This window comes from Alkaliphilus peptidifermentans DSM 18978 (assembly GCF_900101495.1).
GTDB lineage: Bacteria > Bacillota > Clostridia > Peptostreptococcales > Natronincolaceae > Alkaliphilus_C > Alkaliphilus_C peptidifermentans.
This window is the reverse complement of record NZ_FMUS01000004.1, coordinates 18,715-44,876: the sequence shown is the minus strand read 5'-3', so window position 1 is coordinate 44,876 and position 26,162 is coordinate 18,715. Positions and strand designations below refer to the sequence as shown.

General features: G+C 33.9%; 22 protein-coding genes. 21 read left to right on the top strand and 1 reads right to left on the bottom strand.

The window, feature by feature from the left end; genetic code table 11:
* Positions 1–20 precede the first annotated feature (20 nt).
* From mnmH to rny, 6 genes are all read left to right on the top strand, one after another.
* Positions 21–1,067, top strand: a complete 1,047-nt coding sequence (mnmH, locus tag BLP68_RS04095; RefSeq protein ID WP_091540353.1) for a tRNA 2-selenouridine(34) synthase MnmH — start codon at positions 21–23, stop codon at positions 1,065–1,067.
* Positions 1,064–2,404 (top strand): 30S ribosomal protein S12 methylthiotransferase RimO, encoded by a 1,341-nt coding sequence (rimO, locus tag BLP68_RS04090; RefSeq protein ID WP_091540350.1) that lies wholly within the window; start codon positions 1,064–1,066, stop codon positions 2,402–2,404. Before mnmH ends, rimO begins: the two co-directional genes overlap by 4 nt.
* On the top strand, positions 2,388–2,924 hold the full coding sequence (gene pgsA / locus BLP68_RS04085; protein ID WP_091540349.1) for a CDP-diacylglycerol--glycerol-3-phosphate 3-phosphatidyltransferase: 537 nt from the start codon (positions 2,388–2,390) through the stop codon (positions 2,922–2,924). Before rimO ends, pgsA begins: the two co-directional genes overlap by 17 nt.
* A gap of 95 nt (positions 2,925–3,019) precedes the next feature.
* A complete protein-coding gene (locus BLP68_RS04080; RefSeq protein ID WP_091540346.1) occupies positions 3,020–4,258 on the top strand; it encodes a competence/damage-inducible protein A in 1,239 nt (412 codons plus the stop codon).
* 167 nt (positions 4,259–4,425) lie between these two features.
* Complete coding sequence (gene recA, locus BLP68_RS04075; protein WP_330389059.1) at positions 4,426–5,457, top strand: recombinase RecA; 1,032 nt, start codon at positions 4,426–4,428, stop codon at positions 5,455–5,457.
* Between the two features lie 289 nt (positions 5,458–5,746).
* Positions 5,747–7,285, top strand: a complete 1,539-nt coding sequence (gene rny, locus BLP68_RS04070; protein ID WP_091540341.1) for a ribonuclease Y — start codon at positions 5,747–5,749, stop codon at positions 7,283–7,285.
* Positions 7,286–7,395: 110 nt separating this feature from the next.
* Here the strand turns inward: rny and aroF are convergent, their stop codons facing one another.
* A complete protein-coding gene (gene aroF / locus BLP68_RS04065; RefSeq protein WP_091540339.1) occupies positions 7,396–8,400 on the bottom strand; it encodes a 3-deoxy-7-phosphoheptulonate synthase in 1,005 nt (334 codons plus the stop codon).
* A 599-nt stretch (positions 8,401–8,999) separates the two neighbouring features.
* Here aroF and BLP68_RS04060 point away from each other — a divergent pair.
* From BLP68_RS04060 to BLP68_RS03990, 15 genes are all read left to right on the top strand, one after another.
* Positions 9,000–10,127 carry a prephenate dehydrogenase gene (locus tag BLP68_RS04060; protein ID WP_091540337.1) on the top strand — a complete coding sequence of 376 codons (1,128 nt, stop codon included), beginning with the start codon at positions 9,000–9,002 and terminating at the stop codon, positions 10,125–10,127.
* Positions 10,111–11,388 (top strand): 3-phosphoshikimate 1-carboxyvinyltransferase, encoded by a 1,278-nt coding sequence (aroA, locus tag BLP68_RS04055; RefSeq protein WP_091540335.1) that lies wholly within the window; start codon positions 10,111–10,113, stop codon positions 11,386–11,388. Before BLP68_RS04060 ends, aroA begins: the two co-directional genes overlap by 17 nt.
* A 12-nt stretch (positions 11,389–11,400) precedes the next feature.
* Entirely contained in the window at positions 11,401–12,225 is an 825-nt protein-coding gene (pheA, locus tag BLP68_RS04050) for a prephenate dehydratase (protein ID WP_091540333.1), read from the top strand.
* Positions 12,226–12,237: 12 nt separating this feature from the next.
* Positions 12,238–13,374, top strand: coding sequence for a chorismate synthase (gene aroC / locus BLP68_RS04045; RefSeq protein WP_091540331.1), 1,137 nt, complete (start codon positions 12,238–12,240; stop codon positions 13,372–13,374).
* Positions 13,356–14,429 (top strand): 3-dehydroquinate synthase, encoded by a 1,074-nt coding sequence (gene aroB, locus BLP68_RS04040; RefSeq protein ID WP_091540329.1) that lies wholly within the window; start codon positions 13,356–13,358, stop codon positions 14,427–14,429. The genes aroC and aroB overlap by 19 nt, the downstream gene beginning before the upstream one ends.
* Position 14,430: 1 nt before the next feature.
* Positions 14,431–15,285: a shikimate dehydrogenase gene (aroE, locus tag BLP68_RS04035; RefSeq protein WP_091540327.1), complete on the top strand. Its 855-nt coding sequence runs from the start codon at positions 14,431–14,433 to the stop codon at positions 15,283–15,285.
* 108 nt (positions 15,286–15,393) lie between these two features.
* Positions 15,394–16,173: a chorismate mutase gene (locus BLP68_RS04030; protein ID WP_091540325.1), complete on the top strand. Its 780-nt coding sequence runs from the start codon at positions 15,394–15,396 to the stop codon at positions 16,171–16,173.
* 125 nt (positions 16,174–16,298) lie between these two features.
* Positions 16,299–16,559: a stage V sporulation protein SpoVS gene (gene spoVS / locus BLP68_RS04025; RefSeq protein WP_091540322.1), complete on the top strand. Its 261-nt coding sequence runs from the start codon at positions 16,299–16,301 to the stop codon at positions 16,557–16,559.
* 252 nt (positions 16,560–16,811) lie between these two features.
* Entirely contained in the window at positions 16,812–17,636 is an 825-nt protein-coding gene (locus BLP68_RS04020) for a PHP domain-containing protein (protein WP_091540320.1), read from the top strand.
* An 88-nt stretch (positions 17,637–17,724) separates the two neighbouring features.
* Positions 17,725–18,918 carry a pyridoxal phosphate-dependent aminotransferase gene (locus tag BLP68_RS04015; protein WP_330389056.1) on the top strand — a complete coding sequence of 398 codons (1,194 nt, stop codon included), beginning with the start codon at positions 17,725–17,727 and terminating at the stop codon, positions 18,916–18,918.
* Between the two features lie 75 nt (positions 18,919–18,993).
* The gene (purB, locus tag BLP68_RS04010; protein WP_091540318.1) at positions 18,994–20,427 is read left to right on the top strand and encodes an adenylosuccinate lyase; all 1,434 of its coding nucleotides are present in this window, start codon (positions 18,994–18,996) and stop codon (positions 20,425–20,427) included.
* 31 nt (positions 20,428–20,458) lie between these two features.
* Positions 20,459–21,757 carry an asparagine--tRNA ligase gene (asnS, locus tag BLP68_RS04005; protein WP_330389054.1) on the top strand — a complete coding sequence of 433 codons (1,299 nt, stop codon included), beginning with the start codon at positions 20,459–20,461 and terminating at the stop codon, positions 21,755–21,757.
* A 96-nt stretch (positions 21,758–21,853) separates the two neighbouring features.
* Positions 21,854–23,620 (top strand): sigma 54-interacting transcriptional regulator, encoded by a 1,767-nt coding sequence (locus BLP68_RS04000; RefSeq protein WP_091540315.1) that lies wholly within the window; start codon positions 21,854–21,856, stop codon positions 23,618–23,620.
* 653 nt (positions 23,621–24,273) lie between these two features.
* On the top strand, positions 24,274–24,480 hold the full coding sequence (locus tag BLP68_RS03995; protein ID WP_091540313.1) for a hypothetical protein: 207 nt from the start codon (positions 24,274–24,276) through the stop codon (positions 24,478–24,480).
* Between the two features lie 46 nt (positions 24,481–24,526).
* On the top strand, positions 24,527–26,032 hold the full coding sequence (locus tag BLP68_RS03990) for a sodium-dependent transporter (protein ID WP_091540310.1): 1,506 nt from the start codon (positions 24,527–24,529) through the stop codon (positions 26,030–26,032).
* Positions 26,033–26,162 lie beyond the last annotated feature (130 nt).

Here is a 26,162-nt window from a genome sequence, read left to right as displayed (position 1 = left end):
AGACGAAGGTGAAGTAAAGTATGATGCAATTAAAAATTGAAGAGGCAGTTAAGCTTAATGATAAAATCTTTATTGATGTTAGGTCCTCCTATGAATTCAGTAAAGGAACTATACCAGGAGCTATTAATATACCTTTACTTGATGATGATGAACGAATTGAAATAGGAAAGATATATAAAAATAGTGGAACAATAGCGGCTAAGCTAAGAGGATTAGAATTTGTGTCTGTAAAACTTCCCGATTTCTATAGGCAGATATTAGAACTAATGGAGAGTAATACTCAAATAATTGTTTTTTGTGCAAGAGGGGGGCTTAGGAGCACCTCCTTTGTAAAATTATTGCAAATACTAGAAATTAGAGGTATATACCAGCTAAAAGGTGGTTTTAAGGAATACCGTAACTATGTACTTAATTTTTTTCAAGATCTTAAAGAAGTGAGCTTTATTGTTTTACATGGATTAACCGGAGTAGGGAAGACAGAAATTCTTGAAAAGCTACATTCTATGGGTATACCTATACTTAATTTAGAAGAATTAGCCCATAATAAAGGATCAGTTTTCGGGTCTATTGGCTATAGCACAATAGCTAATCAAAAGAATTTTGAAAATGAAATAGCAGAAATTCTTATAAATAATTCAAACACTCCAATTGTAGTAGAAAGTGAAAGTCAGCGTTTAGGGAACGTATTTATACCAGATCATTTGTACGACAAAATAGTAAATGGACATCATATTTTACTTGAAACCAATAAAACCAATAGAACCAATAGGCTTGTAAAGGATTATGTTAATAAAATAGCTTTCCATGACCCTCAGTTAATAGAGGCTATTTCCAAACTTAAGAAAAGATTAGGTAAAGAGAAGGTTGAAGAATATCTCAACTTAATAATAGAGAAGAAATATGATGTACTTGCAGAAGATCTATTAGACATATATTATGATCCTCTTTATCAATACTCAATTGAAAAATATAATTATGATATTACAATTAATTATGATAAAATTGAAGAAGCTATAGGAGTAATTAGTAAATATTACAAAGAAAAAGAAGGGAAGACAAATAAATGAATCTTACAGTATATATAGAATCCCTTGGATGCTCTAAAAACCTAATCGATGCAGAAATTATGCTGGGGATATTGAACAAATACGGCTATAAGCTAACAACTACTAAAAATAATGCAGATATAATTATTGTAAACACCTGTGGGTTTATTGATGCTGCGAAGGAAGAATCAATTAATAAAATAATTGAGCTGGGAATGCTTAAAAAAAAGCGATTAAAGCTTTTATTAGTATCTGGCTGCCTTGGAGAACGCTATTCAGAAGATTTATTAAAGGAGCTACCAGAGGTTGATGCCATAATTGGAACAGGCAATTATCATACAATTGTTGAAACTATTAATGAAAGTATGAAGGGTAATAAAATTATTCAAATTGGTAATATCGATCAAGCATTTGATGAGTCTTTGCCAAGATTTCAAACAACACCATCTCATACTGCCTATGTTAAAATTTCTGATGGATGCGACAATGTTTGTACCTACTGTATTATTCCGAAGCTTCGTGGAAAATATAGAAGTAGAAAAATGGAAAACATAATAAAAGAGGTAGAAGATTTAGCTAATAAAGGTGTTAAAGAAATTATACTAATTGCACAGGACACTACCCGATATGGCGTAGATATATACGATGAATTGATGCTGCCAAGACTTTTAGAAAAACTAAATGAAGTTGATGGTATACATTGGATTCGACTTCTTTATGCCTATCCCGAAATGATTACAGATGATTTAATAGAGGTAATAAAAAGCAAAGAAAAAATTTGCAAGTATTTAGATATGCCTATCCAGCATTCAAACGACTCAATACTAAAGCTTATGAACAGAAGAACAAGAAGAGAGGCTCTTACTCAACTTATTAATAAGCTAAGAAGCCAAATGCCAGATATAGTGTTAAGAACTTCTTTGATTGTAGGCTTCCCGGGTGAAGAAGATAAGCATTATCAAGATCTGAAGGCCTTTGTTGAAGAAATGCAATTTGATAAGCTAGGAGTATTTGCTTATTCAAAGGAAGAAGGAACTCCAGCAGCACTATTACCAGATCAAGTAGATGAAGATATTAAGGAAGTCCGCAGAAGTGAAATAATGGAAATACAGCAAAAAATTTCCTTAGATAATAATCAAGCTAAGGTTGGCAGAGAAATGGAAGTATTGGTTGAAGAGGTTATGGTTAAGGGAAAAGAATATATGGGTAGAACTAGAGGAGATGCTCCTGAAATAGATGGACTAGTATATCTGCAATCTTCAAGGACTATAGAAGTAGGCGAAATAGTTAAGGTGAAGATAAGTGGAGCATTAGAATATGATTTGATGGGAGATGTAATTGATGAATTTAGCAAATAAGTTAACAATTCTTAGAATTTTACTAGTTCCTGTTTTCATGGTTTTTCTATTAAATCGTGTACCCTATGGAGTACAAATAGCAGCTGGAATTTTTATTATAGCTGCCATTACAGATACGCTGGATGGGTACATTGCTAGGAAAAAAAACCAAGTAACAAACTTTGGAAAGTTCATGGACCCATTGGCAGATAAACTACTGGTATCTGCGGCATTAATCTCTCTAGTGCAACTGGGAAAGCTATCAGCATGGGTTGTAGTTATTATTATTGCTAGAGAATTTACTATAAGTATTTTAAGAGCTGTAGCAGCTGCAGAAGGAATTGTAATTGCCGCCAGTTGGTGGGGGAAGGCAAAAACCATAACTCAGATTATTGCAATTATTGCTATATTAATTAATAACTTTCCCTTCAGATATATTAATTTTCCCTTTGATACCATCATGATCTGGGTGGCAGTTATTTTTACAGTAATTTCTGGTCTTGATTATATTAAAATAAACAATCACATTTTAAAGCATTAATAATCTCCTTAAAGTTAAAATTGAAGATTGATCTGAATGCCAATCATTATTATTGGCATTTTGTATTTAAAAAACATTTAAGAGGAGCGGAGGGCATGAAGGCTTCAATAGTATGTATAGGAACAGAGCTACTTAAGGGTAAAACAATAGATACTAACTCTTATTTTATTTCTCAACAATTGATTTCACACGGCTTTAGTGTTGGTACCAAGCTAATTGTAGAAGATGACCTGCAAAGTATAATTAATTCAATTACTTATGCCTTGAATAATTCAGACATTTTAATAATCACTGGAGGCTTAGGCCCAACATTAGACGATATTACCAGAGAAGCGGTTGCAGAAGTAACTGGTTGTCCTCTGGAGTTAAATGATGATGCTAAGGAGCATATAGTGGAGATACTTAGCAGGAGGCACAAGAGATGTCCAGCTAATAATTTTCGTCAAGCATATTTCCCAAAGGGAGCTTCAATAATTGAAAATGAAAATGGTACTGCACCAGGCTTTTTAATAGAATATAAATTTAAAAAAATATATGTGCTACCTGGTCCCCCCTTTGAAATGCAGGCTATGTTAACCAGCTATGTAATGCCCTCATTAAAGTATTTAAGCAGTAAAAGTATAATTATAAAAAGCTTTGAAGTTATAGGGATTGGTGAATCAGCCCTTGAGGATGAGCTTATGGATTTAATTCAAAAGTATAATAACTTATCAGTAGCAACTTACGCCCTAGACGGTAATATTACTTTAACTGTAACAGCTGAGGGGGAAAGTGAAGATTTTTGCCGAGAGGAAATGGAGCCACTGCTGAGGGAAATACAAGCCAGAATAGGAAATTATATATACAGCCATGACGGCAGCACATTAGAAGAAGAAGTTTACAAAATATTAAAAGAAAAAAACCTTAGACTATCTACAGCTGAATCTTGTACAGGTGGGATGCTGGCTGCTAAGCTTACTTCTGTAGCTGGAATCTCTGAAGTCTTTGAAAGTGGATTTATTACCTATAGTAACGAATCTAAGACTAGAGATCTCTCAATATCACCAGAGTTAATAAATAGCTTTGGAGCAGTTAGTAAAGAGGTTGCATTGGCAATGGTTAAAGGATTGAAAAGCAGAACTAATTCACAATGCTGTATATCAATAACTGGAATAGCTGGGCCAAAGGGAGGTACACCTGAAAAGCCTGTCGGAACAGTATTTATTGGTATTAATGTAATTGATGAATTTGAAGTAGTTCATCTTCAATTATATGGTAAAAGAGAAAGAATACAGAAGCTTTCAACCATAACTGCCTTAAACCTTCTAAGAAAGAAAATAATGAAGGAAGTTTAAATTATCAATTATTAGTAGAGGTATTTTTTTAAAGGGTACGAAATTTAAATAAACTATAAAAATATATTTGACCTACATATTTAAATAAGTTATAATTATAAAAAAGAACAAATGTTCGAATATCATGAAAGGTAGGTGAGCCAGACAAAGCTCTGGTAGATAAAATGATGGAAAAGAAAAAAGCGTTGGAGATGGCTATTAATCAAATAGAAAAGCAATTTGGAAAAGGTTCAATAATGAAATTAGGAGAAGATTCAAAGCTGAGCATGGAATGTATTTCTACTGGTTCAATAGAGTTAGATATTGCACTGGGTGTTGGAGGAGTACCTAGAGGTAGAATTATAGAAATTTATGGGCCAGAGGCATCAGGTAAGACAACAGTAACCTTACATATTATTGCAGAAGCTCAAAAAAATGGAGGCTCTGCTGCATTTATCGACGCCGAGCATGCTCTTGATCCAGCTTACGCACAAAAACTAGGAGTAAATATAGATGATTTAATAGTTTCACAACCAGATACTGGTGAACAGGCGCTAGAGATTGCTGAAGCACTTGTCCGGAGTGGAGCTATAGATGTAATAGTAGTAGACTCGGTTGCAGCCCTTGTTCCTAAGGCTGAAATTGAAGGTGAAATGGGTGATAGTCATATAGGACTACAGGCACGTTTAATGTCACAGGCATTAAGAAAGCTTGCTGGAGCAGTTAATAAATCAAAAACTACTGCTATATTTATAAATCAGCTTCGTGAAAAGGTTGGAGTAATGTTTGGTAACCCAGAAACAACTACTGGTGGTAAGGCATTAAAATTCTATGCTTCAGTAAGACTGGATGTTCGCAGAATTGATGTTATTAAACAGGGTAATGATATTATGGGTAACCGTACTAGGGTAAAGGTTGTTAAAAACAAAGTTGCTCCACCATTTAAACAGGCTGAATTTGATATAATGTATGGAGAAGGTATTTCTAAAACTGGTGATGTTCTTGACACAGCTGCTAATCTTGATATAGTTAAGAAGGCCGGAGCATGGTATAGCTATGGAGATGATAGACTAGGTCAAGGTAGAGAAAATGCTAAGCAATTTCTAAAGGAAAATCCAGATATCTGGAAGGAGCTTGAGGATAAAATTCGCCAGCATTATGGATTAACTCAAGGAAAAGGAAATATTGAAGCAGTAGTAACTGAAGAAATAGATGAATAAACCTAAAAACCCCTCAAAAGAGGGGTTTTTGTATAATTTAAGAGAGATTAAGAATAGGTGTATAAAGAAGTAGGATATGTCAAAAATGAAAATAGGTTTTAAGCTCTATAGCATGTATATAATCCAACTTGACACGATAATAAAAAAGATATACAATAAATACAAATCATGGTGTATTTTATGGGTATTGTATGCCTATAAGTTCATGATTTTTGTTTGGGTTACATATTTACTCAATGAAATTGTAACTCACTGTACCTTTAAAACTAAATAAAGGAGGTGTCCACATATTAATAGTCAAGACATAATATTTATCTTAGTTGCAACTGTAGTAGGATGCCTTATCGGCTATTTGATTCGAAAAACCATTGGGGAGCGTAAAATAGGGAGTGCAGAAATACTTGCCAAAAAACTTATTGAAGATGCTGAACGTGATGCTGAAACTAGTAAAAAAGAAGTTTTACTTGAAGCTAAGGAAGAAGTTCACAAGCTCCGTAATGAATTTGAACGAGAGAGTAGAGAGAGGCGAAACGAACTACAACGCATTGAAAGAAGATTAATTCAAAAAGAAGAAGTTTTAGATAAAAAATCTGAAGGATTAGAGCAAAAAGATGATAGATTATCTAAAAAATTACGGGATTTAGAAGACAAACAAGAAGAAATCAATCAGCTTTATGAAAAAGAGATTCGTAAGCTTGAAGAATTATCTGGTCTAACATCTGAGGAAGCTAGACAACTTCTGCTAAATGATATTGAAAAAGAAGTCAGATATGAAAGTGCAATGATGATCAAGGACATCGAAGGCAAGGCAAAGGATGAAGCTGAGAAGAGAGCAAAAGAAATAATAACCTATTCAATTCAAAAATGTGCAGCAGATCATGTGGCTGAAACAACAGTAACTGTTGTAGCATTGCCAAATGATGAAATGAAGGGTAGAATCATTGGTAGAGAAGGTCGAAATATTCGTACATTAGAAACATTAACAGGTATCGACTTGATTATCGATGATACACCGGAGGCAGTTATTCTTTCAGGCTTTGATCCAATTAGGAGAGAAGTAGCTAGAATTGCCCTAGAAAAGCTGATAGTAGATGGAAGAATACATCCAGCTAGAATTGAAGAAATGGTTGAAAAAGCAAAGCGAGAAGTGGATAACATTATTAAAGAAGAAGGTGAACAGGCTACATTTGAAGCTGGAGTTCACGGACTTCACCCAGAGTTAATCAAGTTATTGGGACGCCTTAAGTATAGAACAAGCTATGGACAGAATGTCTTAAAGCATTCTATAGAAGTATCTCATTTAGCTGGTATCATGGCTGCTGAGTTGGGCACGGATGTTAAGTTGGCAAAACGAGCAGGATTACTTCATGATATAGGTAAAGCCGTTGACCATGAGATAGAAGGAACCCATGTGGAAATTGGTATGGAGCTTTTAAGAAAGTACAAAGAATCAAAAGATGTAATTCATGCTATGTCAACACATCATGGCGATTATGAGCCACAGTCAATTGAAGCAGTATTAGTTACTGCTGCTGATGCAATTTCAGCTGCAAGACCAGGTGCAAGAAGAGAAACTCTGGAATCATATATCAAACGTTTAGAAAAGCTGGAAGAAATCGCAAACGATTTTGATGGAGTTGAAAAATCATTTGCAATACAAGCAGGTAGAGAAATTCGTATTTTAGTAAAACCGGATTCCTATAGTGATGAAGACATTATTCTATTAGCTAGAGGTATAACTAAACGTATTGAAAACGAACTGGAATACCCAGGTCAAATAAAAGTTAACGTAATTAGAGAAACAAGAGCAATTGAATATGCAAAGTAAAAAAACTGCTGCTACAGCAGTTTTTTTTATTGCTAATAAAAATCAACAATACTCAACTTTGCACCTTGAATAAACTCGTTATAATATAAATACTCAAAAATCCCTCTGATCTACGATAAAGCTTCAGAAATTTTATTTATAGCTTCCATCAATCTACCGAATTTGGCAGGCTTAAGGGATTGTGCTCCATCACATAAAGCCAGTTCTGGCTGATGGTGAACTTCAATCATTAGGCCGTCAGCCCCAACTGCAATTGCAGCTTTTGATAAAGGCTCAACCATAGCCCATTTTCCTGTTGCATGACTTGGGTCAACAATAATAGGAAGGTGACTCAGCTCTTTAATTACTGGTATAGCACTTAAATCCAGTGTATTTCTGGTGTATGTTTCAAAGGTTCTAATACCCCTCTCACATAGAATTATTCTTAAGTTTCCTTCAGACATAATATATTCTGCCGCCATTAAAAATTCTTCAATTGTTGCAGATAACCCACGTTTTAATAGAATGGGTTTATTTGTTTTTCCTGCCTTCTTAAGTAATGAAAAATTTTGCATATTTCTAGCACCAATTTGAAGTATATCTGCATATTCCGCAACTAAATCAAAATCCTCATGATCCATAACCTCAGTAACAATTGGCATACCATTAACTTCTTTAGCCTTTTTAAGGAGTTTAAGCCCCTCTTCACCTAATCCTTGAAAGCTGTAGGGTGAGGTCCGAGGCTTGAAGGCACCTCCCCTTAAAAAGCCAGCACCATGCTTCTTTGTAAGTGCAGCAATAGTCATTAATTGTTCTTCACTTTCGACTGCGCATGGACCAGCGATAATTCCAATATTTCCTCCACCAATTTTACAGCCATCAATTTCTATTACTGTTGGTGTTGGATGAAATAATTTGCTAGCTAGTTTGTATGGAGACTGAACACGAACTAGTCGATCTACATTTTCATTAGCTTCGATTTGACTAGGATTAATTTTACTTGTGTCTCCAACCAAACCTAAGATAGTTTGATTCTCACCTTCAGTAATATGGACACTGCACCCTAAACTCTCCATTTTTTGCATGATTTTGTTAATTACCTCCTTAGTTGCTGTAGGTTTCATAATAATAACCATAATAATTTCCTCCTAATTTAATTTATTTTATAAAAAAAGGAGACTCTTATTTCTAAGAGTCTCCTGGTAAACTGGTATCACATAACCTAAAGGGCTATGAATATACTAATTGTTTATTCAAAGGATCTATTTGAAATAGAAGGGAAACAACATATCTATAATTTTTCCAAGTAAAATAACCAGCGCTAAAAAAGAAAAAGCCCCAGTAAAAATAAAAATAATAGATATTTAGTTGATAATCCTTTCTAATTTCGCTTAGCATTATAATCATCCTTTTTTCAAATTTCTGAAGATTAATATGAATTATATGCAAAAGAAATATAAATGTCAACTAAATTTTTCATTTCTACATTTCTTTTTAACTACTAAAATATTGCAAGGCTTCAATAATTGTTTAAACATGCTGCCAGCTGTTGCAAATAAATGGTTATAAATAATTATACAAAAATATGATAATTAATAAAAAAACTTTTACTTGACATAGCTGGATCTATCCTGTAATGTAATTAACAATAATTTTTTTCAAGCTACAATCTTAATTTGATAATTTGATATATAATAATAATTCCAAAGAAAGAGCATGGGGGAGGGGCGTCAAATTGTATCATTTTAACGAAATTACAATTATCGGAATGGGTTTAATTGGAGGTTCAATAGGACTGGCATTAAAGAAATCTGGTAAGATAAAAAAAATAACCGGATACGATGTATCGAAGGATTCACTTATTGAAGCAAGGGAAATTGGAGCGATAGATTGTATTGCTGATGATTTGAAAAAAGCTGTTTTAATGACTGAAGTGATAATAATAGCAGCTCCGTTGGGTCAGTATGAATCAATACTGAAGGAAATTTCACCTTTACTTAATGCTGATGTAATCGTTACAGATGTCGGCAGCGTTAAAGGTTTTATTTCAAGCATGTTTCAAAAGTATTTACCAAAAAACATACAATTTATTGGGGGTCACCCTATGGCAGGCTCTGAGAAGGATGGCATAAAGGCTGCCCGTTCATCTATGTACGAAAATGCCTATTACTTTCTGACACCCAGTGAAAATACAACACAAAATACTATAGAAAAAATTAAAACTCTAGTAACAGAAATGAAGGCATATCCTATAATAGTGACTCCACAAGAGCACGATAAAATTGTTGCCATGATAAGTCACATTCCCCATTTAACAGCAGCTATGCTGGTAATATCCCTCTCTTTATGTGATGGAACTAAATATCTTCCATTTGCGGGGGGAGGCTTTAGAGATTCCACCCGTATAGCCTCAGGGAATCCAGAAATGTGGAAGGATATATTCTTATACAATAAAACGGAGGTTCTTAGGAGTATAGAAGGGTTACAAAAAAATCTATCTAATTTTAAGTATGCTCTTTATACAGAGAAGGAGGATGAAATACTAGAAATACTGGGGGAAGCTAAAAGGACTCGTGATAAAATACCAGGACGCTTTACAGATTATATGCCTCCATTACATGAAATAGTTATTGATGTTGAGGATAAACCTGGAATATTGGGTAATTTAACGAGAATCCTAGGAGAAAACAATATTAATATAAAAGATATTGAGATTCTTCATGCCCGTGAAGGCGAAAAGGGGGTTGTTAAAATTGGACTAGAATCAGAAGATGATAGAATAAAAGCTAAAGAGATATTAAAGAGGGGGAGATTCCCCTTTACATATGAGAGAGGAGTAGTCAATAATGTTAAGGGTAAATAGAGTGAATAAAATACAAGGAATAATTGCTGTACCAGGAGATAAATCCATCTCCCACAGATCCATAATGCTGGCCAGTATCAGTAAGGGTGAGACTGTAATAGAAAATTTTCTAAGGGGTGAGGATTGTTTAAGTACCATTGACTGTTGTCGAGGTTTAGGAATAAGAATTGAAGAGGAAGGAAAAAAGATTATTGTATATGGTAATGGATTATCTGGACTTAAAGAGCCTGAAGATGTGCTTAATGTAGGCAATTCAGGTACCACTATTCGGCTGCTTTCTGGAATTTTAGCGGGTCAGGAATTTTTAACTATAATTACAGGAGATTCCTCCATAAGAAGGAGACCTATGGCAAGAATTGCAACTCCCTTAAGGGAAATGGGAGCTATTATTGAGGGTAGGGATAATGGTAGATTAGCCCCACTGTCAATAAAAGGTGGTGGACTAAAAGCGATTGATTATACATTGCCGGTTTCCAGTGCTCAGGTTAAATCAGCAATTATGTTGGCAGGTCTTTTTGCAAATGGTAATACAAAGGTTACAGAAACCACTCAATCAAGGGATCATACAGAGAGAATGCTTAAAGCATTTGGGGGTAATGTGAAAAAGGAGGATAATACAATAATTATTAGTAAGTCAGATTTATACGGTCAAACCGTTGAAGTACCAGGAGATATTTCTTCTGCTGCCTTTTTTATGGTTGCTGCTGCAGCAATGCCTGGGTCGAATCTAACAATCCAAAAGGTGGGTTTAAATCCTACCCGTACTGGAATTATTGATGTATTAAAGAAAATGGGTGCAGATATTGAAATGGAAAACAGCTTTGTAAGTGGTGGTGAAGAAATCGGTGATATTATAATACGAGGTTGCAAGCTTGTAGGTACATGTATTGAAAAGGAAATTATTCCCCGGTTAATCGATGAAATACCTGTAATTGCAGTGGCTGCAGCATTGGCTGAAGGTAAAACAACCATTACAGGCGCTGAGGAACTAAAATTTAAAGAATCAAATCGTATTACTGCAATGGTAACAGAAATGAAAAAACTAGGTATTAATATTACTGAATTAACAGATGGTATGGAGATTGAGGGACCGAATATTATCGGCGGAGGGAATGTAGAAAGCTACGGAGATCATAGAATTGCTATGGCTATGGCGATATGTGGACTATTTGCTAATGATACAGTTAAAATATCAAATAGTGAATGTATTTCTATCTCATTTCCTCAATTTGAAGAAAGACTAAAGGAAATAACTCTTTAGGATGGTGAAATAATGGAAATTGGATATTTAGGGCCAGCAGGCTCCTTTAGCCATATGGCCGCTTATTTATATTCACAAAACAGTAGACTTGTTCCATTGAAAACATTTACAGATATAATTCAAGGAGTAGAAGAGAAGGAGATAGATGAAGGAATACTCCCTATAGAAAATTCCACAGAGGGAGCAGTAACTCAAGTGATGGATAGCTTAATGAAAACAAGGATTTCAACAATTAGAGGAGAAGTTATACTTAAGATAGAACATTGCATTTTAAGTGATGCTTCAAGTGTTGAAGAAATAAGACATATTTATTCCCATCATCAAGCCATACAGCAGTGTCGAGATTTTTTTAATATAAATTATCCCCATATAAGCCTCCATTCATGTGACAGCTCATCTAGTGCCTGTATGGTTGTAAAGGAAATGGGAAACCAATATGGAGCAATAGCCAATACGTATGCTGCTAAAATACATAAGCTAAAGATTCTTAAATGTGGTATTCAGGATAATAATTTTAATCAAACTAGGTTTATAATTATTGGAGGAAGAAAAACTATAGTAACCGGAAATGATAAAACTTCAATTGTTTTTTCCTTTCATAATGACTATCCCGGTAGCTTATACCTAGTGCTAAAGGCCTTTGCCGACAGAGGAATTAATTTAACAAGAATAGAATCACGTCCTGCAAAAACTGAAATGGGCAAATATGTTTTCTATATAGACTTTATTGGTCATAAAGACAATGAAATGGTAATGAAGGTTTTTGAAGATATAAGTATTTACGTGAATTATTTTAAGGTTTTAGGCTCATATCCTATTGGGATAACCTATGAATAAGGAGGATAATGTATGTTACGGGTATTTACTGCAGGTGAATCACATGGAAAAGCTCTGGTTGGCTTCATTGAAGGTATGCCATCAAATGTTTCAATGAATGTTGAGGAAATTAATAGAGATTTAGCTAGAAGACAGCAGGGTTATGGCCGTGGAGATAGAATGAAAATCGAAAAGGATAAAATAGAAATATTATCGGGTATCAGGGGAGGCAAAACCTTAGGAAGTCCAATTTCCTTTATAATTCCTAACAAAGATTATGAAAATTGGACAGAATATATGAGCCCAATAAATACTAATAAATGTGATAAGCTAGTTACAAAACCAAGACCAGGACATGCAGATTTAACTGGCATGTTGAAATATAATTTTGACGATATAAGAAATGTAATAGAAAGAAGTAGTGCTAGAGAAACAGCTGTAAGGGTTGCAGCTGGAAGCTTAATAAAGCAGTTTATGAGTTATTTTAATATAACCACCCATAGTCATGTTACAGCGATTGGCGATATTCATCTGCAGGAAATCATCACAGATACTAGTAGAATCAAAGAGTCCGACTCTTCCTCTGTTCGCTGTGTTGATGGAATTGTTGAGAAAAAAATGATACAGCTAATTGAAGAAACAAAGAAAGCAGGAGATTCTCTAGGTGGTATATTTGAAATACATATAAGTGGTGTCCCTAAAGGTCTTGGAAGTTATGTTCATTGGGATAGAAAACTGGATGCTAAGCTTTCCTATGCCCTAATGAGTATTCAAGGAGTGAAGGGGGTTGAGCTTGGGTATGGTTTTCAAAACACCTCAAGGGTTGGTTCTTTAGTTCATGATGAGATACTATTCCAAAAAACAAAAGGATTTTTTAGAAATACCAATCATGCTGGAGGAATTGAAGGTGGTATGTCCAATGGGGAGAACATAGTAATACGTTGTGGCATGAAACCTATACCAACATTGTACAAACCCCTTAAAACAGTTGATATAGAGTCGAAGGAAAGTGCTTTAGCTACTGTTGAGCGAAGTGATACCTGTGCTGTACCTGCAGCCTCAATAGTAGGAGAAATGGTGGCTATTACAGTAATAGCAGAGGAGTTTTTAAGAAAATTTGGTGGAGATTCTTTAGAGGAGATTGAAAAAAGATGGAAAGAGTACATATAAATTTAGGAGAATCAAGCTATTGGATAAATATTAAAGAAGGTATAATAGAAAATCTAACTGAATACATCGGCAACGCCGATCAATGGATTATTATTACTGATGAAAATGTACATAACCTATATTTTCATAAATTAGAAGAGGCATTAAGAGGTGAAGATTTCATCAAATTTATTATTCCATCTGGTGAAGCATCTAAAAATTTTGAAATGGCAATGGAAATTTTAAGCTTTATGGTAGAGAAAAATCTTACTAGAAAATCAAAAGTAATTGCATTTGGTGGAGGAGTTGTAGGTGATATTGCAGGCTTCTGTGCTTCCATTTACATGAGAGGAATAGACTTTATTCAAATTCCTACTACTTTATTAGCTCAAGTTGACAGCAGCGTAGGAGGAAAAACAGCCATTAATTTACCCCAAGGTAAAAATTTAGTGGGTACCTTTTATCAGCCAAAGTCAGTTTTAATCTATACAGATATATTAAATACATTACCAACGAAGCAGCTACTAAGTGGAATTGGAGAGGTAATAAAGTATGGGGTAATTCATGATTATAGCTTTTTGCAATATATTAAGAGGAACCTTTCTAAAATTAAAGCACTTGACACCACCTCAATTACTTATGTTATAAAGACCTGCTGTGAAATTAAATCTGAAATTGTTTGTCTGGATGAAAAAGAATTGGGATTTAGAAAAATCTTAAACTTTGGTCATACAGTTGGTCATGGATTAGAGACTATAACAGACTATAAAGTGTATACCCATGGTGAAGCAGTTTTAATTGGAATGTATATAGAGGCAAAACTGTCAATGTTGCTGGAATTAATAAGCATAGAATACTTTAATGAAATTATAGATGTGATTACTGATTGTTATGATAATGTAAAATTAGATAATATCTGTCTAGAAAAATTAATCGATAGCATGGTGAAGGATAAAAAGAATCAAAATGGTAAGATTTCCTTTGTATTACCAACTGCAAAAAGCAAGGTAACGGAAGTACTTCTTTCAATTGAAGAAACTAAAAAGCTTTTGACAGAACTTATTGGAGGTCAATAAAATGGAAACTGTAGTTAGTAGTAAAACTAAACTATATGCTGTTATTGGTGATCCCATTTCCCATAGCCTATCACCGGATATACATAATCGAGTTTTTAGAGAAATGAAGCTCAATAGAAATTATATATCTTTAAAAATACAACCTAGTTATTTAAAGGAATCATTAAGTATAATGAAGGATAACTTTGATGGCTTTAATGTAACTCAACCCCATAAAGAAAAAATAATACCTTTTTTGGAGGAGTTAGATGAAAGGGCTAAAACCTATGGAGCTGTAAATACTGTTAAGCTGGAAAATAATATGTATAAAGGCTACAATACCGACGGCTATGGCTTTATGCGAAGCTTAGAAGCAGAGAGGATCAATATTGCTGGTGAGAAAGTTTTGATCCTGGGAGCTGGAGGTGCAGCTAGGGTTATAGCATATGAAATGCTTTTGATAGGTTGTAAAGTTACAATTGCCAATAGAACGATTGAAAAGGCACAGGAGCTAAAAAAAGATTTGATGATAACTACAGGAGCAACAAATATAGATGTAGCTACCCTTAATAACATAGAAGGTTCTTACAAAATTGTTATAAATACTACTCCTATTGGAATGAAGGCCACACTAGATTCAATGGTTATTGAAGAGAGATTATTCAAAAATGTAGAAACAGCTTATGATTTAATATATAATCCCTATAAAACAAAATTTTTAGAAACAGCAGAAAGAAATGGTTGTAGAATACTAAATGGATTCTCCATGCTCTTTTATCAAGCTATTAAATCTCAAGAAATATGGATGAATACAACCATTTGTAGCTCTATTGCCACATCTATTTTCAAAGAAATAGAAGAATCAATATTTAAGTAATACTATAAAATTTATTAATGCTAATGAAGTAATATATAATAGAAATACTCTGTAGTATTAGTTTAAAGGTTTAAATTAGCTAGTAAAAGAAGCATAGGGGGTGCACTAATGGGAAATCTTGATGAACTTAGATATAAAATTGACCAGTGCGATAAAGCTTTAGTTGAGATTTTCTCAAAAAGACTAGAGTTGGTAAGTGAGGTTTTGAAATACAAAAAGGAAAAGGGTCTACCTATCTTACATCCCAAAAGAGAGGCTGAGGTAATTAAAAAAGCAGTAGCACATTTAAATAATCCCAATTATCAACAAGAGATCATTGCTTTATTTGAAGAAGTTATGAGGACAAGTAGAAGATTGCAATCTAAAATTTTAGTTACACAAAATATTGTTCTAATAGGCTTTATGGGCTCAGGTAAAACAACAGTAGGTAGAGAACTATCTATCCATATGGAAATGCCCTTTATAGATATAGATCAATTAATAGAAGAAGAGGAAAAAGTCACCATCTCAGAAATCTTCCAAGTTCAAGGAGAAGATTATTTTAGAAGGCTTGAAAGTAGAATGGTGAAAAAAATAAGTGAAAGAAAAAACTCCATTATTTCATGTGGTGGAGGGGTTATATTGAATCAAGCAAATATAGTTGAATTAAAGACAAATGGCATAATTATATTATTAGACGCTAAAGAAGAAACAATATATAACCGTATAAAGTTAGACAGTAATAGACCTCTACTCAAAAATTCTATGGATATTAAAACAATAGAAAATATTATGTTGCAAAGAAAAGAAAAGTACAGAGAATCCGCTGATATTATCATAAATACAGATAATAAACCAGTGGATGAAATATGTAAGGAAATAATTGAAAAACTATTAACTATTGTTTAATGATTATTTAATAAATTATAAAGAATTTTATGAAAAATTGAAGGTATTTATTGATTTTGGTAGAATATTATAAAAGGTATCCAAATTATAGTAAAACACATTATAACAAAGGGGGCTTTTTAATAATGGAAGTATTAAAAGTATCAGCAAAATCAAACCCAAATTCTGTTGCTGGAGCATTAGCCGGTGTTCTTAGAGAACGTGGAACAGCTGAAATACAGGCTATTGGAGCTGGCGCTCTAAATCAAGCAGTAAAAGCAGTTGCAATTGCGCGAGGATTTGTAGCTCCTAGTGGACTTGACTTGATCTGTATACCTGCATTCACCGATATTCAAATTGATGGTGAAGAGAGAACTGCAATAAAACTAATTGTAGAACCTAGATAGAGAAATTACAAATCCAAGAGTCTGCTGATTATATGGCAGACTTTTTTATGTATAAATCTCAAAAGAAAAATTGAAAATTGAAATGGAAGAAACAAAGTAAATTGAAAATGGAAAATGAAAAATTGAGAATTAAAATTGAGAATGTTGAATCAATACTATGTAAAGACTATAAATAAATAATAAATAATTACTCATTACTAATTATTCATTGCTAATTGACTATATACTACTCTGTGAAAAGAGGTTGGTTTTATGAAATATATAGATATGCATGTTCATACTTCTGCCTCCGATGGTGTACTTACTCCAAGTGAGGTTATTGAATTAGCTATAAGTAAAAATCTAGATGGAATAGCAATTACAGATCATGATACAGTAGCGGGGGTACAAGAAGGCATTCTTTATGGAGAGAAAAAAGCCTTCATTGTAATACCTGGAATTGAACTTAGTACAGAGTATAATGATGAAGAAGTTCACATACTTGGTTATGGAATAGATTATCACTCACATGAGTTATTACAAACATTAGACACCTTAAAGAATGCTAGAGACCTTAGAGCCAAAAAAATTGTAGATAAATTAAAAAATCTCAGGTTTACCATTAGTTATGAGGATGTAATAGAAGTGTCTGGTAATGGTGTGGTAGGGCGACCCCACATTGCTAAAGTTTTGGTTAGTAAAGGTATAGTTTCAGATTTATCAGAAGCCTTTAGAAAATTTTTAAATAGGGGATGTCCTGCCTATGTTCCAAGATACAAGATTACTCCCAATGAAGCTATTATATTAATTAAGAAAGTTGGTGGAATGCCAGTAATAGCACATCCTGGATTGGTTGGAAATCAGCTATTGCTTAAGGGCTTAGTAGGAAACGGTGCTAAGGGAATTGAGGTGTATCATCCTGATCATAGCCAACATGAGATTTCTAAATACTTGAAGTTTGCAGAAGCAAACAATCTTATTGTTACAGGAGGTACAGATTTTCACTATCCATATAAAGATAGACCTAATCGAAATCTAGGTAGTATTAGAGTTCCTTTAGAAAATGTTAGTAAAAATTTAAAAATACAAAATCTGTAGCAAAAAACAGAAATATTTGTTAAAATAGGATATGCTTAGATATATAGTATATTGATTTACATATCTCATTGAATATGGAGGTAAGAAAATGAAAATTAAGCTTTCTGAAAAGAGTCAAAAAATTACTGCTTCTGTTACATTAGCTATTGATGCTAAAGCAAAACAAATGATGGCGGAAGGCATCGATGTTATTAGCTTTGGTGTTGGTGAACCTGACTTTAATACCCCAGAGAATATTAATAGGGCAGCAATTGAGGCACTGGATAAAGGAATCACTAGATACACTGCTGCTTCAGGACTTCCTCTTTATAGAGAAGTCATATGTAAAAAGCTTAAAGATGATAATAATTTAGAATATAAGCCAGAAAATATAGTAGTTTCTAACGGAGCAAAGCACTCATTATATAACGCATTATTAGCTATATGTAATCCAGGTGATGAAGTAATCATTCCTGTTCCATATTGGGTAAGCTACGAGGAACTAGTAAAAATGGCTGATGCCATCCCAGTTTTCGTCAAATGTTCAGAGGAAAATGAGTTTAAAATGAAGAGGAATGATTTGTTGGCTGCCATTACACCTAATACCAAGGCTATTTTACTAAACAGCCCATCAAACCCAACTGGCTCTTCCTATACTAAAGATGAATTACAAATGATTGCTGACATAGCTGTAGAGAAGGGTATTATTGTAATTGCAGACGAAATATACGAAAAACTAGTATACGATGGTGCTGAACATATTAGTATTGCAAGCTTGAATGAAAAAATAAAGGACCAAACAATTGTTGTTAATGGTATGTCTAAGGCATATGCAATGACAGGCTGGCGTATTGGATATACTGCATCCAATAAAGAGATTGCAAAAATAATGGGTAATATTCAAAGTCATGCCACGTCTCATCCCAATACAATTGCCATGTATGCCAGTGCAAAGGCACTAATGGAAGATCAATCCTCAGTGGAAGAAATGCGAAAGGCCTTTGACGAAAGAAGAAAATATATGGTTGAGAGAATAAATCAAATAGACGGAGTTTCTTGTATTACACCTAAAGGCGCATTCTATATAATGATGAATATATCTAAGCTGAAGGGTAAAGAAATAGCAGGAAAACTAATTGAAGGTTCAATGGATTTTGCTGAAATTTGCTTAGATAAGTCCCATGTTGCAGTAGTACCAGGAATGGCCTTTGGAGTTGATGATTTTGTAAGATTATCCTACGCAAATTCAATGGAGAATATAAGAAAAGGATTAGACCGTATTGAATCATTGATAAAAGGTTAGTATCTGAAGATATGGGGTAAACCCATATCTTTTCACTATAAATAAAAGCTTATAGATTGAAGGGAGAAGAATTATTTGAGTAGATCTACGTATCAAAACCCATTAATTGAACGCTATTCTAGCAAGGAAATGAGCTATATATTTTCATCCGACAAAAAATTCACTACTTGGAGAAGGCTTTGGGTAGCACTGGCAGAGGCAGAAAAAGATCTAGGATTACCCATCACCAATGAGCAAATTGAAGAGTTAAAGGCAAATCAAGATAATATTAATTATGATGTTGCCATAAAAAGAGAAAAAGAAACTAGACATGATGTAATGTCCCACGTATATGCATTTGGACAACAGTGTCCTAAGGCTAAGGGAATTATACATCTTGGTGCCACCAGTGCATTTGTTGGAGATAATACAGATATAATAGTAATGAAGGAAGCCCTTCAAATAATTAAAGTAAAAATGATAAATTTGTTTAATGTACTGGCTAAGTTTTGTGATGAGTACAAGAATCTCCCTGCCCTTGGATTTACACACTTTCAACCAGCGCAATTAACAACACTTGGAAAACGTGGAACCCTATGGTTACATGATCTATTGATGGATTTTGAAAATTTAGAGTATCAAATTGACAGAATGAAGCTAAGAGGTGTAAAAGGTACAACTGGCACACAGGCGAGCTTCTATAGCTTATTTGATAATGATGATGAAAAGGTGGAATTACTAGATAAAAGATTGGCAGAAAAAATGGGCTTTAAAGCTACATTTCCTGTAACAGGACAAACCTATTCGAGAAAATTGGACTTTGAGGTTCTATCAATATTAAGTGGAATCGCTCAAAGCTTACATAAAATGACTAATGATCTTCGCCTTCTTCAAAGTCTAAAGGAAGTAGAGGAGCCCTTTGAAAAAAGTCAAATAGGCTCATCTGCTATGGCTTATAAAAGGAATCCAATGAGGAGCGAGAGGATTGCATCCCTGGCCCGTTATGTTATTGCAGGATGCCAAAATACGGCTATGACTGCTTCAACTCAATGGTTTGAAAGAACACTTGATGATTCTGCCAACAGGAGAATAATTATACCTGAAGCTTTTTTAGCTACCGATGCTATTTTAAATATAGCTATAAATGTTTGTGATGGTTTAGTGGTTTATGATAAAATGATTCAACGACATATAGATCTTGAATTACCCTTTATGGTTACAGAGAACATTCTTATGGAGGCTGTAAAAAGGGGAGGAGATCGTCAAGAATTACATGAGAGAATAAGAACTCATTCTATGGAGGCAGCTAAAAAGGTAAAGCAGGATGGAGAAGAAAATGATTTGATCAATCGCATTCTTGCGGATACAGACTTTAATCTCTCTAAAGAACAGCTTAACCAGTTGTTGGACTCTAAAAAATTTGTTGGACGAGCCCCTCAACAGGTTACCAGATTCTTAAATGAATTTATATATCCTATACTTGAGGATAATAAAGCTTTAATTGGTTTAGAAGTAGATTTATGGGTTTAAATTTGATATACATTATTGGAGGTGTTTTTTAGTGATAAAATTAGCAACAATAGAGACTATTAGTCAATTCGAAGGACAAGATGTAACAATTAATGGCTGGCTATTCAATAAGAGATCAAGTGGAAAAATACACTTTCTTCAGCTTAGGGATGGTACTGGCTTTATTCAGGGAGTTGTAGTGAAAAATGAAGTGGATGAAGAGGTTTTTGAGGTTTGTAAAAAACTTACCCAAGAATCTTCTCTACAAGTAACTGGGCTGGTACAAAAAGATGATCGCGCAAAAAGCGGCTTTGAAATACTGGTTAAGAGTGTTAAGCCTGTCCAAATTGCACAAGAAGGGTATCCTATTTCTCTAAAGGAGCACGGTACAGACTTCCTAATGGAAAACAGGCATTTATGGATGCGTTCACCAAAACAAAATGCAATTCTTAGAATTCGTGATGAGATTAATTTAGCAATTCGTATGTTTTTTCATGATAGAGGATTTGTTCTTGTAGAACCACCAATTATTACTCCTTCTTCATGTGAAGGAACAACAGAACTATTTGAAATAGATTATTTTGGAGAAAATGCCTTCTTATCTCAAACAGGACAACTTTATGCAGAGGCTGCGGCTATGGCCTTTGGTAAAGTCTACAGCTTTGGACCTACCTTTAGAGCTGAGAAGTCTAAGACACGAAAGCATCTAAATGAGTTTTGGATGGTTGAGCCTGAAATGGCATATGTCGACTTTGAAGGAAACTTAGAAGTGCAAGAGCAGATGATTGAGTATATTGTTCAGAGAGTATTAGAGAATAAGCAAATTGAGCTAAAAATATTAGACAGAGATACTGCATATCTAGAAAAAATTAAAGCTCCCTTCCCAAGAATAACATATACAGAAGCAGTTAATATGTTACAGGAGGGAAACTATGAATTCCAATGGGGAGATGATTTTGGAGCTCCACATGAGACATTCATTGCTGAAAAATTTAAAAAGCCTGTTTTTATAACACATTTTCCAACAAAGATGAAGGCCTTTTATATGCAGCCAGACCCTGAAAATCCAGAAGTAATACTGGGAGCAGACCTTATTGCCCCTGAAGGCTATGGAGAGATCATAGGCGGCTCTGAGAGAATCCATGACTTAGAATTTCTTTTAAAAAGAATTGAAGATGAGAAGCTTCCCACCGAATTATATGAATGGTACATTGATTTAAGAAGATATGGATCAGTACCTCACTCAGGCTTTGGACTTGGGTTAGAAAGAACAGTAGCATGGATTTGTGGAATTGATCATATACGTCAAACCATACCATTCGCAAGAACATTAAATAGGGTTTATCCTTAGTTAATAATCTGATATAATTAATATATTCAAAATAGTTGAAAAGTAAGGATAATCATCCTTACTTTTTTACTTAATATTGTAAATTGAGGTGATACAATGCTGGAAAATCAACTGCTTGATTATACCATCCATGAGATATTGTCTACAAACTTTATTAAGGTACTACCAGTAACCCCATTAGATAGTGTTATTGATGAAATGTTATATTCTAATATCCCAGAGGCAATAATTATTGACCCTATTGATAATGATAAAATTTTAGGTTTGATTACATTAACTGATATATCAAGAATTAAGCAAGAGGGACATTCTACAAGCTTACCAGTTTCAAAATACATGTCTGAAAATATTTTAAGTGTGCCCTCTGACATGTTAATTACTGATGTTAGAAAAACTTTAATCGATAGTAAAATTGGTAGAGTACCTGTATATGAGAATAAAAAGCTAATCGGAATTATAAGAATAGATAATTTATTGAATAGCTACTACTTAAAGTTGGAAAGTATAAATAGACAATATAAGGATGTAATTAATCACATGCATGAGGCTGTTACAGTTACAGATCCAGCAGGCAATGTTCTCCTTTGGAATAAAAAGGCAGAATTAATTTATGATATTAAAGAAAAAGATATTATTTATAAAAAACTAGAGGATTTTTTCCCTAATGCCCTAACTCTGTCGGTACTAGAGGAACAAATACCAATCGAAAATATATATCATGCACCAAAGCCTAACTACTATGTAATAATAAGTGCCTTACCAGTTTTTATTGATGGAGAATTTGTTGGGGTTGTTGCAACAGAAAAAGATATAACAGAAAATAGAGATCTGTCATTAAAATTAGAAAACGCAAACCTAGAAATTGATTTGCTAAAGGAAGAAGTTGAAAAATTTACAAAGGATAGCTTTACCCTTGGGAAAATTCTTGGCAAAAGTCCAGCTATAAAAAATAAAATTCAACTGGCTAAGCACGTTTCAAAATCAAATACCAGTGTAATAATTGTAGGTGAAAGTGGGACTGGTAAAGAAGTATTTGCTAGAGCTATTCATCAGCATAGTCAAAGAAAAGGACATTTCGTTCCAGTGAACTGTAGTGCCATTCCACCAACTTTGTTTGAAAGCGAATTCTTTGGTTATGTTGGAGGAGCCTTTACAGGCGCACTAAAGAATGGAAAAATTGGTTATTTTGAGTTAGCTAATAATGGTACTTTATTCCTGGACGAAATTGGAGACTTGCCGTTGAATCTTCAAGCTAAGCTCTTGCGCGTGCTACAAGAGGGTAAAGTACTTAGAGTTGGTGCCGATAAGCTAGTTGATGTTGACGTTAGAATAATATCTGCCACAAATAGAAATCTAAAGGAAATGGTTAGAACCGGTAAATTTCGAGAAGATTTATTTTATAGATTAGATGTTGTGCAAATTGAATTGCCTCCTCTCAGAAACAGAAGAGAAGATATCAGCTTATTATTCAATCATTTTATTGAGGAGATCTCTAGAAAAAATAATACACCAATTAATTTCATTGATAAAGACCTTTTTAACATATTGCTTAAATATCATTGGAAGGGCAATATAAGAGAGTTGAAGAATACAGTGGAGTATATGGTAGTGCTTAGTAATGATAAAAAGATAACTAAAGATTTAATTCCTCAATATATTATAGAAAGCATAAATGAGACTAAAAATAGTAAGGTTTCCCTAGAAAATCTGGAGGATAACTTGAAGAATTTAGAGATAGAAATGATTAATAAGGCTATGGTAGAAACAAGAGGTAATAAGGCTAAAGCTGCTAAGCTACTTAATATACCAAGAAGTACTCTCTATTACAAACTAAATTTATATAAGGGAGAATTAAGTGTCTAATTTTAGACATGCGTCGAAATGTGGACATGTATGTAATCAAAGATATGTACACTCGTAAAAAACAATATTTATAACCGTATTTATATATCCAGATGAAAGAAGCGTCAGTTTATTGACGTTTCTTTCTTTTTAAGTAGTCGATTGATTTTATAGAACCTATAGCTAGTTATTACCATTTTCAATGGTTGTAGATCTATTTTAAAAAAATTATAAAATATACAATAAGTTGGCATTAGTATTGCACTAATATTACATAGAATTAAGACTCTTTTCATTTTCTCCAAGTTTTATTTATTGAAATACAGTTCTAAAGGCAATGATTTACTACATTACAATAAGGTAATAATTTATTATTGCATTTGTATTTAGTATGTTATAAAATAGTGAAATACAATTTTCGATTGTTAATACTTCATTTTTTTGATATTTCCTTCAATTCCAAAGGATATATCAGCAAAATATGAAAGATTTCAATATGGAATTGCATTTGTATCTAGAATATATCTAAATACATACCCCTGTTGGCTAATTTGAAAAGTTAATAATTTAAAAAAATCAAATTAGTTTGAAGGTATATGATGAATAGAAGTCGTATTATTAATAAGGCAGAAAATTCGAAATACTTAAAATAGGATAAGGGGGAAGGAACTGTTATGCAATCAACAGATAAGGTTAACATTAATACCTGTAGCTATTGCTTATCTAAGAACATTAAAAAGGATATACCCTACGGCAAATTTGTAACTTTAAAGACTAATCCATTCATAAGCCATCAGGCATATGCGGAAATCTGTCTAGACTGCGGGAGTATACTTAGAAGCTATATTCAGCTTCAGGAGCAAGAAATGAAATCCTTATAGTTTATGTTTGCTTTTTCTTTAAAATAAATAAAAAGGAGGAGTCAAAATGAGTCAAAAGAAAGAACAATGGGGGAGTAGATGGGGGTTCATTTTAGCATCTATTGGAATGGCAATTGGGACCGGTAACATCTGGAGATTCCCTCGAGTTGCTGCAGCAAACGGTGGTGGTCCATTTATTATTGCATGGACAATTGCTCTGTTTGTCTGGGCTATCCCATTACTAATGGGTGAAATGGTAATGGGTAAAAAGACAGGTTTAGGAACTGTAGGTGCCTTCCGTGACTTTGTTGGTAAGAAGTATACTTGGATGGGTACCTGGATTGCTGCAGTCTGTCTTGGTATTATGTTTTATTATTCAGTAGTTATGGGTTGGTGTGTTAAGTACTTTACTATGGCAGTAAGTGGTACCTTTAAGCCTGGACTAGATACCGAAGCAACACAAGCAATTTGGAATACTTTTACAACAACACCTTCACAAACTATCTTATTTCACCTAGTTTCAATGGCAATAGCCGGTTTCATTATTTATAAGGGTGTATCAGCTGGTATTGAAAAAGCAAGTAAGATAATGATACCAACACTATTTATATTATTAATTTTTGCTGTTATTAGATCCCTTACACTACCAGGTGCACTGCAGGGCTTAGAGTACTTATTTAGCCCTAAACTAGAAATGCTTGCAACACCTAAAATTTGGTTAGAAGCATTTACACAGGCTGCTTGGTCAACTGGGGCTGGTTGGGGTTTCATTATTACCTACGCTGTTTATACAAATCATAAGGAAGACGTTGCTGGAAATTGTATGATTATGGGTATGGGAGATCACATCGGTGCATTAGTTGCCGGTATGACTGTGCTACCAGCCATCTTTGCTCTTTCTCCAACACAAGAATTTGCTAATCAAGCCTTAACATCAGGTAACACTGGACTTACTTTTATTTATTTAGCTCAATTATTCACAACAATGCCTGCAGGTGGACTTCTTGCAGCGGTATTCTTCTTGGCTATGGCAATTGCTGCTCTATCATCATTGCTTCCAATGATCGAAGTTGGCGTTAGAAACTTCATGGATGCAGGAATGACTAGACAAAAAGCTACAACCTATGTAATTGTTATTGGATTCCTATTGGGGGTACCTTCAGCCTATAGTCTTAATTTCCTAGATAATCAAGACTGGGTATGGGGCGTTGGATTATTAGTTAGTGGATTATTTGTAGCCTTTGCACTAATTAAGTATGGATTAGAAAATGCACGATCAAAAGACATCAACACAGAGTGGGCTGACTTTAAAATCGGCAAGTGGTGGAATGCCTGTATTATGTTATTCCCTGTATTCTTTGTTTGGGTAACTGGATGGTGGTTTGTTCAAGCTATTAGCTGGTATCCTGAAAACTGGTGGCATCCTTTTGAAGTATTTAGTCCTGGTACAATAATATTCCAGTTTGCTATACTTATTATCCTTGCACTGCTAACTAACAATTGGTTAGCTGACAAGATTGGTAAGGGCCGCTATGATGTGAATGCATTAAATAGTGCATTAGAGAATAAATAAAGGGGGCTATATTATGTCAGGTTCTTCAGTAGTAATGATGGTTGTTATATTAGGCTTTTATATTGGGGGCTTTATTATATTAGTTAATAAAGCATTTGGTAACAAAAAAGTGCAATAAAGTTACTATCCA